11 protein-coding genes and 4 tRNA genes are annotated in these 13,700 nt (G+C 67.4%); 6 read left to right on the top strand and 9 right to left on the bottom strand.

Translation table 11 applies throughout. The features are described from left to right. A partial coding sequence (locus RJ03_RS03215) for a DUF1295 domain-containing protein (RefSeq protein WP_036497875.1) occupies positions 1 to 755 on the top strand: 755 nt, incomplete at its 5' end. A 12-nt stretch (positions 756 to 767) separates the two neighbouring features. Here RJ03_RS03215 and RJ03_RS03210 read toward each other — a convergent pair. After that, positions 768 to 1,175, bottom strand: a complete 408-nt coding sequence (locus RJ03_RS03210; RefSeq protein WP_036497874.1) for a hypothetical protein — start codon at positions 1,173 to 1,175, stop codon at positions 768 to 770. A gap of 118 nt (positions 1,176 to 1,293) precedes the next feature. Here RJ03_RS03210 and RJ03_RS03205 point away from each other — a divergent pair, with 118 nt between their 5' ends. Beyond that, complete coding sequence (locus RJ03_RS03205; protein ID WP_036497873.1) at positions 1,294 to 1,989, top strand: DUF1345 domain-containing protein; 696 nt, start codon at positions 1,294 to 1,296, stop codon at positions 1,987 to 1,989. A gap of 35 nt (positions 1,990 to 2,024) precedes the next feature. On the opposite strand, the gene RJ03_RS03200 is transcribed toward RJ03_RS03205, so the two are convergent. The 8 genes from RJ03_RS03200 to RJ03_RS03165 form a co-directional block, all read right to left on the bottom strand. After that, positions 2,025 to 3,443, bottom strand: coding sequence for a phytoene desaturase family protein (locus RJ03_RS03200; protein WP_036497871.1), 1,419 nt, complete (start codon positions 3,441 to 3,443; stop codon positions 2,025 to 2,027). Continuing rightward, positions 3,440 to 5,242, bottom strand: coding sequence for a DUF3556 domain-containing protein (locus RJ03_RS03195; protein ID WP_036497868.1), 1,803 nt, complete (start codon positions 5,240 to 5,242; stop codon positions 3,440 to 3,442). Before RJ03_RS03195 ends, RJ03_RS03200 begins: the two co-directional genes overlap by 4 nt. 27 nt (positions 5,243 to 5,269) lie before the next feature. Then, positions 5,270 to 6,715: a class I adenylate-forming enzyme family protein gene (locus tag RJ03_RS03190; protein WP_036497866.1), complete on the bottom strand. Its 1,446-nt coding sequence runs from the start codon at positions 6,713 to 6,715 to the stop codon at positions 5,270 to 5,272. A gap of 255 nt (positions 6,716 to 6,970) precedes the next feature. Beyond that, positions 6,971 to 8,239, bottom strand: a complete 1,269-nt coding sequence (locus tag RJ03_RS03185; protein ID WP_051024211.1) for a PucR family transcriptional regulator — start codon at positions 8,237 to 8,239, stop codon at positions 6,971 to 6,973. 197 nt (positions 8,240 to 8,436) lie between these two features. Continuing rightward, positions 8,437 to 8,510 (bottom strand) — tRNA-Phe (locus RJ03_RS03180). Positions 8,511 to 8,542: 32 nt separating this feature from the next. After that, a tRNA-Asp gene (locus RJ03_RS03175) sits at positions 8,543 to 8,616 on the bottom strand. A gap of 28 nt (positions 8,617 to 8,644) precedes the next feature. Next, a tRNA-Glu gene (locus RJ03_RS03170) sits at positions 8,645 to 8,717 on the bottom strand. Positions 8,718 to 8,808: 91 nt separating this feature from the next. Continuing rightward, complete coding sequence (locus RJ03_RS03165; protein WP_030517458.1) at positions 8,809 to 9,474, bottom strand: TetR family transcriptional regulator; 666 nt, start codon at positions 9,472 to 9,474, stop codon at positions 8,809 to 8,811. 920 nt (positions 9,475 to 10,394) lie between these two features. Here RJ03_RS03165 and RJ03_RS03160 point away from each other — a divergent pair. From RJ03_RS03160 to RJ03_RS36660, 4 genes are all read left to right on the top strand, one after another. Next, positions 10,395 to 10,467 (top strand) — tRNA-Lys (locus RJ03_RS03160). A gap of 326 nt (positions 10,468 to 10,793) precedes the next feature. Then, positions 10,794 to 11,759 carry an acyl-ACP desaturase gene (locus RJ03_RS03155; protein ID WP_036497861.1) on the top strand — a complete coding sequence of 322 codons (966 nt, stop codon included), beginning with the start codon at positions 10,794 to 10,796 and terminating at the stop codon, positions 11,757 to 11,759. A 112-nt stretch (positions 11,760 to 11,871) separates the two neighbouring features. Beyond that, a complete protein-coding gene (dusB, locus tag RJ03_RS03150; RefSeq protein ID WP_036497858.1) occupies positions 11,872 to 13,023 on the top strand; it encodes a tRNA dihydrouridine synthase DusB in 1,152 nt (383 codons plus the stop codon). 324 nt (positions 13,024 to 13,347) lie between these two features. Further along, positions 13,348 to 13,700 (top strand): hypothetical protein (locus RJ03_RS36660; protein ID WP_373281668.1); only part of this gene is annotated, 353 nt, incomplete at its 3' end.

The raw sequence follows: 13,700 nt of genomic DNA, 5'->3' as shown, positions 1-13,700 counted from the left end.
ATCTGATCGCGACGGTCGTGGTCTTCGTCTTCAGCCGGATCTACGAGAATTCCAGCTTCTACGACCCGTACTGGAGCGTGATCCCGCCGCTGCTGGCCTTCTACTGGTGGATCCGCGGCGACGAGCCGTCCGATCCCGCGCGCTGGTGGCTGCTGATGGCCGTCATGCTGGTGTGGGCGGTGCGGCTCACCGCCAACTGGGTGACCACCTTTCCCGGTATGCACCACGAGGATTGGCGCTATCCGATGGTGCGCGAACGCGCGGGCAGATTCGCCTTCGTCGCGGATCTGTTCGGCATTCACGTCTTTCCGACGCTGCAGGTGTTCGCCGGGATGATCCCGGTGTACGTGGTGGCGACGCGCGCCGGCGAACCGTTCGGCGTGCTCGACGTCGTCGCGTTCGTGATCGGTGCGGGTGCGGTGGCGCTGGAAACCGTCGCCGACCTGCAGATGCATCGCTTCGCCGCCACCAAATCTCCCGGCCAGGTCATGGACCGCGGGGTGTGGGCGTGGTCGCGGCATCCGAACTATTTCGGTGAGTGCGGCGTCTGGCTCTCGTTCGGCCTGTTCGGTCTGGCCGCGGCCCCCGGCAGCTGGTGGGTTCTCGCGGGTGTGGTGACGATGGTCGCGATGTTCGTCGGTGTCAGCATTCCGATGATGGAACAGCGCAGTCTCCAGCGGCGTCCCGCGTATCGGGATGTGGTGCACAGGGTTTCGGCCTTCGTACCCCTGCCACCACGACCCCGCGCGCTGTGAGCCGGCCGTCGGTTACGGCACCTGCACGGAGACGAAGCCGGGCGTGTACACGCCGCCGGTGAGAACGATGGCGACGACGGGTCCGCTCCCGGTCGCGACCGTGACGGCCGGCGGAATCCCGTTGAGGCCGTCGGAAAGATGCGCTTCGCCGGATGCGCCCGTGGCGAGGTTCAGCCATCGCACCGGCGCCGAATAGCAGCCCCACCCACGGTCGTTCGCGCCGGTGATGGTGATTTCCCCCGCTCGTGCACCGGTGATGGCCACACAGCGGGCGGGTAGCGAATCGACGCTGCCGTTCGGATTACCGTACGGCGCGGGGTTGATCTGAAACGGAACCGTCTCCGCGGCCGCCGCCCCGGTGCCCGAGCCCAGCAGCACGGCAATCGCGCCGCCCAGAACCATCTTGCGAACCACAGTCATCACCGTGCCTCCTGCGAGCCGACATACACGCCTTGGTTCCCCATCTTAGGGTCGCCCCCGCCCTGACTGGCCCGCGTTCCTGCGTGCATGCCGTCCCTGCGCGGGCAATACTGCTCGGGTGAGCGGCTCCGGAAACGACAGCTCCAACGGCGACGAGATCCCGGCGTGGAAACGGCGCACCGCGGGCGAATCGCGGTGGGCGGCGACGGCGGCGATGGTGGGCATCATCGTGTTGCAGCTGCTGCTGCCACATCATTTCCAGCTGCGGCCGATCTGGCTGCTGCCGCTGCTCGAGGTGCTGCTGCTCATCGTGCTGGTGGTGAGCAGCCCGGTGCGGCTCGACCGGGAGGAGATCTGGCTGCGGTGGTGTGGCCTGGCGATGTCGGCGCTGCTGGGGATCGCCACCGCATGGTCGGTGTTCCGGCTCGTCGCCGGGCTCATCGACGGCACCCTCAGCAACGATCCCCCGGTGCTGCTCGGTTCCGGCGCGGCGATCTGGCTGACCAATGTCACCGTATTCGCGCTCTGGTATTGGGAATTCGATCGCGGCGGGCCGGCTGCCCGGGCGCACGCCCGTGAACCGCTCCCGGACTTTCTGTTCGTGCAGATGCAGAACCGCGACCTGGCGCCCGCCGACTGGGAACCGGAATTCCTCGACTACCTCTACCTGTCGTTCACCAACGCCACCGCCTTCAGCCCCACCGATGTGATGCCGATGACGCGCTGGGCCAAGACGCTGATGATGGCCGAATCCGCGCTATCGCTGATCACCGCGGCCCTGGTCATCGCGCGGGCGGTCAACGTGTTGAAGTGATCGGACAGGGCTTGCGCACCGAGGTGCCTCGACCCCTACCCGCGCCTCCACTCGGCGAGTGCGAGCTGTGCCGCATTGGCGCCGCACATTCCGTGTGCCCCCGGCCCGGGTGGGGTTGCCGCCGAACAGATGTACATGCCGGGAACACCGAGGCTGTAGGGGGACAACGTGGTTCGCGGTCCGAACATCAGCTGGCGAATGTCCTTGGCGCCGGTCATGATGTCGCCGCCCGCGTAGTTCGGGTTGTAAACGGCCATCTCCGTCGTCGAGCGAACCGCCTGTCCCACAATACGTTCCCGGAACCCGGGCGCGAACCGCTCGATCTGCGCGATGATCGCCTCGGTCGCGTCGCCGGTGAAGCCGTTGGGGACGTGCGCATAACTCCACACCGGGTGCACATTGCCCACCGAGCGCTGCGGATCGGCCAGGTACTGCTGGCCGACCAGGACGAACGGACGCTCGGGCATGCGACCGGCATGGATCTCGCGTTCGGTCGCGGCCAGCTCACCGTAGGTCCCGGCGAGGTGGACGGTTCCGGCACGGCGGGCCCGGGGATCGGTCCACGGCACTCCGTCCGCCACCGCGAAATCCACCTTGAAGGCGCCGGGGCCGCGACGGAAGCGGCCGAACGCGTTACGGACTCGGCCCGGCAGCCGGTCCCCGAGAATGCGGCCGACGGCGTCGGGCGCCAGGTCGAAGATAGTGATGTCGGCCGGGGCCAGCTGTGCGGCCGACTCGATCCGCACTCCGGTCTCGATCTTTCCGCCCAGCTCCGTCAGCAGCGCCGCCATCGCATCGCTGATCGCCTGCGATCCGCCGGCGGCGACCGCCCAGCCGTGCCGATGCCCGGCCGTGAGGATTCCGAGTCCGATGGCCGAGGTGAGTGGCTGATGCAACGGCCGGAAGGCATGCGCCGCAACACCTCCGAACAACGCTCGCGCCTGCTCGGTCCGGAACAACCGGGCAAAGGTGGATCCGGGTAACAGCGTCGGCATCCCGAACCGGGCCAGCGTCAAGGGATGGTGCGGCAGGCGCAGCAGCGGGCGCATGATGTCCTCGCTCAGCGCGTCGTATCGCCGCACCGGGCGTTCGAATGCCAGGCGCCAGCGCGAGCCGTCGCGACCGAGCGCGGCCGCGGTCTGCTCGACCGAGCGGTACAGCACGCCGGCGCTGCCGTCGTCGAGCGGATGCACACAGTCGATCTCGGCCAGCCGCCAGGTGAGCCCGTAGCGGTCCAGGCCCAGGCTCGTCAGGAACGGGGATCCGACGGCCATCGGGTGGATGGCCGAGCAGTGGTCGTGCAGCAGACCGGGAACGATCGCCTCGCCGCTGCGCGTGCCGCCGCCGATCCGCTCGGCCGCCTCGAGCACGGTGACCTCGACGCCTTCGGAGGCGAGGGCGACGGCGGCGGCGAGCCCGTTGGGCCCGCCGCCGACCACCAGTGCGGTTGTCACGCCACCACTCCGAAATCGTCCTGCGTGGGTTCGATCCGCGCTGCGGCGGCACGAGTCCAGGTGGGCTGCAGGGGAATCGGCCCGTTCGGCAGCCAGGGCTGCTCGGCGACCGCGTCCGCGACCCGCCAGGTGCCGCGTTCGATCACGCCCAGCGCGGCGTCGATCAGCTTGTAGTGCTGCACGCCGCTGCCGAACGCCTCCGATTCCACCCAGGCGATCACACATTCGCCGGGTTCGAAGCGAGCCTCGTCCTGCACCGCGTGGATCATCTCCTCGTCGTGGAAGTGGCCGTCACCGAAATTGAACCCCACGATCGAGTTGCAGAGGAACTCCCCCTCCCGGACCGTGCGCGAATCGATATCGGGCAGCCGCGCGATCAGCAGCGAGAACAGGCCGCGGCCCTGGCTGTGCAGGGTGCGCCAGGCGATCGTCTTCTGCAGGGTGATCTCCGCCCACTGCGGTTCGTAACCGAATTCGATGAACTGATCGATCTGATTGCCGGCCGAGCGGGTCACCCGGTTCAGCTTCTCCTCGGCGCCCGGGGTGAACGTCCACACCGCCGAGGCCCAGTTGCCCGCGTACTGCCGCATCGACGGCAGGAACGACACCTTGTCGGGCCGCAGGTTGCCGAGCACCGGGAAGAACAGCAGCGCGGCGACCACCGGGACGACCAGCCACACCGGCGACATGTCCCACACGGCGTATCCGTTCCGGGCCGGGAATCCGAGAAACAGGAAAACGGTGGCATAGGCGAACAGCACGTTCCATTCCAGCGGCACGGCCAGCGGGAAGGTGGACACGATGAAGAGGTGGAAGATCACCATGATCAGCACCGCGATCAGCGTCACCCACTTGTTCGTGGAGAACAGCAGCACCAGCGGAACCAGCATCTCCACACAGGTGCCGTTGACGTGGGCCATGAAATGCGCGATGCCGGACGGACGCATATCGCGCGGGAAGTCCTTGTAGTGCGCGCGTTTCACCGACTTGAACGGCACCGACGGGCTGTTGGACACCATCGGCGGCACCACGTTGGAGAAATGCTTGCCGAGTTTGGAGAATCCGGCGCCCACCCAGACGACCACGATCAGCAGTTTCAACGCGACGATCATATTCACGAACGGGAACACCGTGAACGCGATCAGCGCTGGTAGGTACTGCTCGCCGCGGGCGCCGAGGAAGACGACCTTGTCGCGCAATCCGTTGAGAATCAGCAGCACGATCGGCGCGAGCAGCACGGCGGGAGCGATGAGCCCGGACGCGTTGTCCGGCACAACCGCCGCGAGCGAATCACTGTGCGCGCCGGGCAGAGCCAGCGCGAGCACCAGACTCGCCAGCAGGGCCAGATACAGGGTGACGTCGAACCAGGTGCGGCGATCACCGCCGGTGCCGGGCACCCATGCCCACGGGCGTTGCCGGATGGTACCGGGCCGGGCCCAGAACAGGATGCCACCGGTCATCGGTTTCACCTTGCCGGCCAACGGCCCCCACGAACCGGCGAGACCGACGACTTCCAGCAGCACGGTCCAGACGACCGCCTTCTGATAGACGATCGGCTGATTCCACCATTCGGCGACATGCCAGAACGCCGGGAGGCCGGAAGTCAGTGTGGCCACCGTGATTCCGCCGATCGCGTAGAGCACGATCAGCTTGAGGATGTAGACGCAATGCACCATCTTCGGTGAGCCGAAGCCGTTTTCGGCCCAATCGGCGCCGAGGATACGCATGCGCTCCATCAGCGGTTTCTGCAGGAACGTGTCCGGATCGACTGCCGGCAGATCCGGCTTGGTGAATCCCATCGGAATATCTCCTTCTCGTGGGGCGGATCAGGCGGTGGGCGCGCGGCGCAGCAACGGTTTGTCGAGTTTGCCGACGGCGTTCTTGGGCAGGTCGTCGAGGAAGGTGATCGCCACCGGCAGTTTGTATTTCGACAAATTCCGCCGGGTATGGGCGAGCACCTGTTCGGCGGTGAGTGTGGCGCCGGAGTTCAGGGCGAGGAACAGCACCGGCTCCTCGCCGTAGAGCTCGCTGGCCCGGCCGACCACCGCGGCCTCGGCGACCTCGGGCAGCTGGTAGACGACGCTCTCGATCTCCTTGGGATAGATGTTCTCGCCGCCGCGGATGATCATGTCCTTGGCGCGGTCCACCAGGACGAGGTAACCGTCCTCGTCGATGCGGCCGATATCGCCGGTGTACAGCCAGCCGTCGATGATCGTCCGGGCGGTGTCCTCCGGCCGATTCAGATAGCCGCGCATGACATTCGGTCCCTGGATCAGCACCTCGCCCGCGGCACCGTCGGCGACCGGATTGCCGTCGGGGTCGGCGATGCGAATCGTCTGGCCCGGCAGCGGAAGACCGACCGTGCCCGGCTTGCGGCGGCCGCGCAGGGGATTGACGACGCTCGCGCAGGTGCCCTCGGAGAGGCCGTAGCCCTCGACGATCGGTATGCCGTAACGGTTTTCGAACTTCACCAGCAGTTCGGCACTGGCGGGGGCGGCGCCGCAGACCGCGAACCGCACCGCCGAGGTATCCGGAGCGACGTCCGGCGGCAGATCGGCCAGCATCGTATAGATGGTCGGCACCGCGGAGAAGTAGGTGGCGCGACTGCGCTCGAGCCGGTCGAAGAACGCGTTCGGGCTGAACCGTCCCGCGATCGTGGTGCGCCCGCCGGCGAGCAGCGGCGCCAGCGTGCTCACCACGATGCCGTTGACATGGAACAGCGGCAATACCAGCAGGCTGTGGTCGGCGGCCGTGAGTTCGAACGCGCCGATCACCATGGCGCACATGGCGTTCAGGTTCGCGTGATCGAGCATGACGCCCTTGGGCCGCCCGGTGGTCCCGCTGGTGTAGACGAGCAGGGCCAGCGCGTCATCGCGAGTTTCGGGGGCGATAGCGGCGGGCGGCCGCGCGGTGAGCTCGGCAGGGGTGAGGACCGTGGCACCGATATCCATCGGCCGATCGGTGACCAGCACCTCGGCCCCGGCATCGGCGACCTGATAACCGGCCTCGGCCGGAACCAGCGACGGATTGATCGGCGTCACCGCGGCGCCCAGACGCCACGCGGCGAACAGGGAAACCACCAGCGCCACGGTGTTGGGCAACATCACCGCGACGACATCGCCGGAGGAAACTCCGTGCGCGGCAAGGGCAGTGGCCGCGCGCCGTACCGCATCGGCGAACTCGGCGTTGGTCAGCTCGACCTGATCGTCGGCCACACAGGGCCCGCCGGGGTCGTGCCGGCTGCGCAGGTCGGGTAACTCGGAAAGGTGCATGGACGGTCCTGAATCCTCGATCTCGAACGAATACGTCAACCGTAGGAATTAGTGAGCTGCACCACACCGTCGCGTGTGAACGAATTACTCCGGAAGTCTCGTCTTCGCGAGACAAAGAATCTGCGCGGCGGTGCCCGGGTGGTGGGGTGTCCACCTGGAACTTTCCGTGCAAACCTCCGCGACAATGCGAGAAAACGCGCAGGATCGGCGAGCTTTGCACGATCAGTTCACCCACATCGGTGCGCGTTCGCGGGCTCAGCGCATGAGCACCGATGTGCCGTACCACTGGCACACCAGCAGCGCGATCTCCACATCGAGCCGGTCGTCGGCGATCGGTCGCCCGCGCCGGGAGACCGCCCGGCTCACCCGGTATTTCACCGAGTTGTAGTGCAGATCCAGTTCCTGCGCCGCCGCCTTGTAGCTGGATCCGGTGCGCAGGAACACACGCAGGGTGTCGCGCAGCCGGGCATCGCTCGCGGTGTCGGTCGCCAGCGGTCCGAGGACGTCGGCGACCCAGTCCCGGACGGCTGCGGGGTTCTCGCCGAGCAGTGCGGCCGCGGTCAAGCCGGGATCAGTGGCCGCCACGACCTTGTCCGCCGCCCCACTCCGGGCCGCCACCGTGCGGGCCCGCTGGGCCTGTCGATGCGAGCGGCGGAACCCCTCGACTCCCACCCCCACGGCGCCGATCGCGATGTGCGGTGCGTCCGGCCGGGTGGCGGCGAACCGGCGGATCCGCGCGGCCGGATCATCGGGATCCGAGGTGTACGGCAGCCAGACCCATCCGCTGGTGCGATCGGCCGCGGCGAACAGCGGGGCGGCAGCCACATCGACCGCGCCGGCCAGTTCCCGGACGAATCGCTGCAACCGCGCCAGGCCGTCGCTGTCGGAGTCGGGGTCCGGATACCAGAGCACCATCGCCACGTGATGCCGGCGCAGCGGATACCGGATCGCGGCGGTGGCATCGTCGACGTCGACGGCGGTGTCCTGGGCCAGCACCTCCCGGACCCGCATGGCGCGCACGCTGTTCCGGTTCTCCAGCCACCGTTCGCGCTCCTCCTCGTAGACCGCGACCACCTGCTGTGAGATCCAGTCGATATAGGCGAACAGCACATCGGTGATCTCCTCGATCACCGCGATCCGGGTGGTCGGTTCCATATCGATGGCGTGCAGCTCCGCGAAGACCAGCTCGGTCAACCGCCGCTGCCCCAGCCGATATGCCCGCACCAGCGCATTCACCGGCACCCCGTGCTGCGCGAGCCGCCGGGCGTATTCGAGCGCGGCGGTCGGCGCGGTGATCCGCTCCACCGCGATCCCGTGCCGCAGCGCATGCAGAATGGTGTCGACATTCCCCTCGACACTCGCCCCCAGCAGCTCCACCGTCCGCGCATCCCCCCGCAACTCCGGAATGAGCTGCTCGAGCGCATCCTTGATCAGCGAACTGACCCCGGTCACCTGCTCGTTCAACCGCGCGGCGATCCGAGCGACATATTCGCCCGACCCGACGTCACCATCCCGCGCCTTCACCACACCACGGACGGTAGGCCCCCAACCCCACCCCCACCCCCGTTCCGGACAGATTTCGTCTCCCCGAGACGAACGAACGGTTCATATCTATCCCGGCGGGCCGAGAGACATCGCGCCCCCGGCAGCCGGTTCGCCTGACGCTAGGTGATCCCGGACACGAAAAATCCCCCCGACCGCAGGTCGAGGGGATTTGAAAGTGGCCAAGGCCGGGATCGAACCGGCGACCTTCCGCTTTTCAGGCGGACGCTCGTACCAACTGAGCTACCTGGCCGGGGCACCCGAACCGAATGCCGTACAACAAAGCGACCCTGACGGGACTCGAACCCGCGACCTCCGCCGTGACAGGGCGGCGCGCTAACCAACTGCGCCACAGGGCCTTGCATGCTCTCAACGGTGTTGCCACCGTACCCCCTACGGGATTCGAACCCGCGCTACCGCCTTGAAAGGGCGGCGTCCTAGGCCGCTAGACGAAGGGGGCCCGCCGGATCTCTCCGGTCCGTACCTCAACGGCTTCCGTTGGGAGCTCGCATAGCTTATGACAGGCTTTGCGCTATTCCCAAATCGGCTGGTCAGAGGCCCAGATTCAGATCTTCCAGGCGTGCCGAGGCCTTCCAGCCGTGCCGGCGGAACTCCTCGAGCCAATCCTGAGTCGCCATCGCCTCGATGATCACCTCCAGCGCCTCGGTGAACCGGGTGCGCAGATCGACCCCGCCGCCGAGCAGATCGATGATGTAGCGCTGTCCGGCCAGCGCGGCGGCCAGGGTGCGGGTGAAGCGGTCCGGGTCGGTATCCAGGCGCAGCTGTTTGCGGTCGACGGCGCGCACCGCGAGCAGCCGCGCGGACCGGCTGACGATGCGGCTGCCGCCGGCTCGCGCGTCCTGATAGAACTCCGGTTCGATCACGAGCCGGAACTCCGCCTGGGCGATGATGTCGTTCTCCAGGCGCAGCGCGACCTCGTCGATCATCCCGTGCATGATGTCCAGCGGCTCGAGATCCGTTCTGGCCAGCCACCTTTCGGTGGTCGCCCGATATCGTTCGACGGCAGCGTCCAGCACCGCCCGGGCCAGATCCTCCTTGGAATCGAAATGGAAGTACATCGCGCCCTTGGTGGCGCGCGATCCCTCCAATATGCGATTCAGCGATGCCGCGGCATAGCCGCTCTTCCCGAATTCAACGGCGGCGGACCTGATGATCGCCGCCCGTGTCCGGCGGGCCCGCTCTTGCTGCCGTGCCATGCTCGAAACGCCTCCGAAGCTGCTTGCCGCCGGAGGAACCGATAGGGGACGGTCCTCGACGAGAAGTTATTAGATTTTCAAATACTTAATTCCGGGCTAACGCCCGGCTTTCAGACTTTCGGTACGAAAATTCGCAGGGATACCTGAAACACACCAGCTGGTATAGTTTCGACGTCCGGGTGCGCCGCAGGGGGTGCGCACCCGGGCGTTTCGTTCGTCTCGGATCCGCCTCCTGCGACGTCGTCTCCTCCGACCTCGTGACCGGCCCGGCCGGTCGCGAGATGTGCCGGCACCACAATCTTCGGCCGAATCCCAACGGCCGGAAGATCTCCCGGATTCGCCGGAATTCACCAAGCGATCACCGTACCCCGAATCCCGGGCAGCGCGCCACGTACCGAGGAGTCACTTCACCGGGAACCGGAACCGGTTGCGGCAAATGCCCGGTTAGCGCCCGGGTATGCGAATTCCGGCGCGCCCCAGCAATGTTCACCACCACCGGCCGGCGCCGTGGATACCCGGGACTCATCCCGGCCGCTGCGGTCGGCCACCGGGCGGATCCACCGACACGATCACCTCCCGTACCAAATATGTTGTCACGCACTACGTTTGAACAATGTTTCCACACTTCCGCGCTGAAACAAATTGCTGAGCAAGGTGATTGCCCGGCAATCGGCCGGGTATCCGGGAACGCCCCGGCGCTCCGGAACCGGCGAGGCCGGGATACGGAACCCTCGGACCGTCGAGGCGGGCGCGGCCCGGCGTTCAGGGGGCTGCCCCGACATCGCCGGCGGCGATCCCGCTCCCGGGAGCCGCCACCCCGCCGTCGAATGCCGCGCGACCAGCGCAGATACCCACCCCCACACCGTCACACGGATACCGGTTACCACTTCCGCGCGCGAAACATTAGACTTGCGGACCGCGCCCCTATAGCTCAGTTGGTAGAGCTACGGACTTTTAATCCGCAGGTCCCAGGTTCGAGCCCTGGTGGGGGCACACCGATGGGCCGGAGTGCACGCTCCGGCCCATCGCCGTCTCCGGCGTCGTCCCCCGGCTCGGGCGGCCGGGACCTGGGCAATCCGATACTCGGCTAACGTTCGAGACTCCCAGCCGATACACCGTTGACGCACAGGTCTCCCCCCTACACTCGCAACCGGTTGGGGCATGTGCCGAACACCCTTATGAGTTCTGTCACCGAGGCTGTGAACTCATACAGGTGCGCTTCGCATCACACCTACGGTGCCGTAAGGTATGGGCGGCTGCGGCACGGCCAGCAGGGGGGCGACCAGCAATATCGCAGGACAACACCGAAGGGCGTATGTATGGCAAGGGATCTGACTCAACTCGAGCTGCTGACGGAGTTGGAGCCGGTTGCCGAAGAAAACGTCAACCGGCACCTTTCGATGGCCAAGGAATGGCACCCGCACGACTACGTGCCGTGGGACGAGGGCCGCAACTTCGCCGCGCTGGGCGGCGTCGACTGGGATCCGGAGCAGTCGAAGCTCAGTGAAGTGGCGAAGGCCGCGATGATCACCAACCTCCTCACCGAGGACAACCTGCCCTCCTACCACCGCGAGATCGCCGAGAACTTCTCCCAGGACGGCGCCTGGGGAACCTGGGTCGGCCGCTGGACCGCCGAGGAGAACCGCCACGGCATCGTGATGCGCGACTATCTCGTGGTCACCCGCGGCGTGGACCCGGTGGCGCTGGAACAGGCCCGCATGGTCCACATGACCAACGGCTTCGCCTCCCCCGCCGAGGCCGACGCCGGCTTCCTGCACTCGGTCGCCTATGTGACCTTCCAGGAGCTGGCCACCCGCGTCAGCCACCGCAACACCGGCAAGGTGTGCGACGACGCGATCGCCGACCGCATGCTGCAGCGCGTCGCCGCCGACGAGAACCTGCACATGATCTTCTACCGCAACATGTGCGGTGCGGCGCTGGATCTGGCGCCGGATCAGGCCCTCGACGCGATCACCCTGATCCTCGAGAACTTCCAGATGCCCGGCGCCGGAATGCCGAACTTCCGCCGCAACGGTGTGCTGATGGCCAAGCACGGCATCTACGACCTGCGCCAGCACCTCGAAGACGTGGTGCAGCCGGTGCTGAAGAAGTGGCAGATCTTCGAGCGCGACGACTTCACCGCGCGCGGTGAGCAGACCCGCGAGCGGCTCGGCCTGTTCCTGGACAAGCTGGGCAAGGACGTCCTGAAGTTCGAGGAGCAGCGCGACCGCATGCTGGCCCGCGAGGCCGCCAAGCGCGAGCGCGACCTCACCGCGGCGAGCTGAGCTCGCCCGCACGACTACGACCGGGACCGGTGCCGCACGGCACCGGTCCCGTCGCACGCACCGGGAGACCTGTGATCTCTCGCACTGTCATTCGGATGGGACACTGGAACTCGTGACCGCGGCACTCGACACCAGAACCGGATTGCGAATCGGCCCCTACCCCGTCGATCCGCCGGTGGTGCTCGCGCCCATGGCCGGGATCACCAATGTCGCGTTCCGGAAGCTGTGCCGCGAATTCGGCAGCCGCACCTCGATCTACGTCTGCGAGATGATCACCGCGCGCGCGGTGGTGGAGCGGCACGAGAAGACGCTGCACATGATGGCCTTCGACGAGGACGAGCATCCCCGCTCGATGCAGCTCTACGGCGTGGATCCCAAGACGCTCGGCGAGGCGGTGCGCATCATCGTCGGCGAGGGCTGGGCCGACCACATCGATATGAATCTCGGCTGTCCCGTGAAGAAGGTCACCCGGCTCGGCGGGGGTGCGGCGCTGCCCTACAAGCGGCGGCTGTTCGCGGAGATCGTGCGGGAGATGGTCGCGGCGGCCGAACCCGCCGGTGTGCCGGTGACGTTCAAATTCCGCATCGGCATCGACGACGACCATCGGACCTATCTCGACACCGGGCGCATCGCCGAGGCCGAGGGCGCCGCCGCGGTGTCGCTGCACGCCCGTACCGCCGCGCAGCTGTATTCCGGCACCGCCGATTGGTCGGCCATCGCGCGGCTCAAGGAGGCCGTCACCACGATTCCGGTACTCGGCAACGGCGATATCTTCAGTGCCGCAGACGCACTCGCGATGATCGCCGAAACCGGTTGCGACGGAGTGGTCGTCGGGCGCGGGTGCCTGGGCCGTCCGTGGCTGTTCGCCGAGCTGAGCGCCGCGCTGCGCGGGGAACCGATTCCGGAGGGACCGCGACTGGGCCGGGTCGGCGAAATCCTGTACCGGCATGCGACCCTGCTCGTCGACCACGACGGCGAGGACAAGGCCATGCGCGATATCCGCAAACATATGGCCTGGTACTTCATGGGCTTCCCGCTGGGTTCGCAGCTGCGCCGCAGCTTCGCGACCGTGGGCAGTCTCACACAGCTGCGCGAGCTGATCGAGCAACTGCCGCCGGACGTGCCGTTCCCCGCGGATGCGCAGGGGCCGCGCGGCCGCCAGGGTTCCCCGGCGGCGAAGGTGGTGCTGCCCGAGGGCTGGCTCGATGATCCCGAGGATCCCACCGTGCCCTCGGCCGCCGACGTGATGCACAGCGGAGGCTGACGCGCATACTCTCCGACCTGCGCCGACAGTGATGGGTGATTGAGAAGTGGCCAACTGTGGCGTAATCGTTATCATGGCTGGGGCCGATTCGGCCGGATGTGACTGCGCGTGCCGCCACCGGAGTGATGGAATCGACAGCTCCGGTCGCGACGAAGAGTGAAGTGAGGTTCGTTGGTGGGTGACGACGATCGGCGCGGGCGTTCGTCCCGGCCCGGAGGTCGCGCCCCGTGGGAGCGATACCCTGCGCCGGATTCCGACGAGGCCCCCCGTAACCGGCGTGCGGAGGAACCGCAGACCTCCAAGCCGATCACCGTCCACGACCTCGTGCAGCGGGTCGACAGTGAACGTATCGAGCGCCGCCGCAAGGATGAGGCCGGTAAGCGCCGCACCGCGAACGAGAGCGGCGCCGGCCGCACCCCGCAGCCCGAGAACACCAGCCGTCAGGCCGGAAACCGCGGGCGCACAACGGATAACACCGCCCGGCCCGCCACCGGCGCGAACCGAGCGGCCGGTAGCGGCACCCCGCGGGGCGCCCAGCCGGCAAACCCGCCCGGCCGCGGCGGCGACCCGCGCGACCTCGCCCGCGGGAAGGCACCGACCGGTGCATCGGGCGCCATCCCGACCACACGCGGCCTCAAGCCGGCCGACGGCAACGCCGCGAGCGGAACATCCGGCCC

The organism is Nocardia aobensis NBRC 100429 (assembly GCF_000308375.1).
Taxonomy (GTDB): Bacteria; Actinomycetota; Actinomycetes; order Mycobacteriales; family Mycobacteriaceae; genus Nocardia; species Nocardia aobensis.
This window is presented reverse-complemented; position numbering and strand designations above follow the sequence as displayed.

Bases quoted from the DNA above. Each gene is read 5' to 3' on its own strand.
- RJ03_RS03155 (WP_036497861.1), top strand. From the start codon at position 10,794: ATGGCAAGGGATCTGACTCAACTCGAGCTGCTGACGGAGTTGGAGCCG.
- RJ03_RS03210 (WP_036497874.1), bottom strand. From the start codon at position 1,175: ATGACTGTGGTTCGCAAGATGGTTCTGGGCGGCGCGATTGCCGTGCTG.
- RJ03_RS03190 (WP_036497866.1), bottom strand. From the start codon at position 6,715: ATGCACCTTTCCGAGTTACCCGACCTGCGCAGCCGGCACGACCCCGGC.
- RJ03_RS03195 (WP_036497868.1), bottom strand. From the start codon at position 5,242: ATGGGATTCACCAAGCCGGATCTGCCGGCAGTCGATCCGGACACGTTC.
- RJ03_RS03165 (WP_030517458.1), bottom strand. From the start codon at position 9,474: ATGGCACGGCAGCAAGAGCGGGCCCGCCGGACACGGGCGGCGATCATC.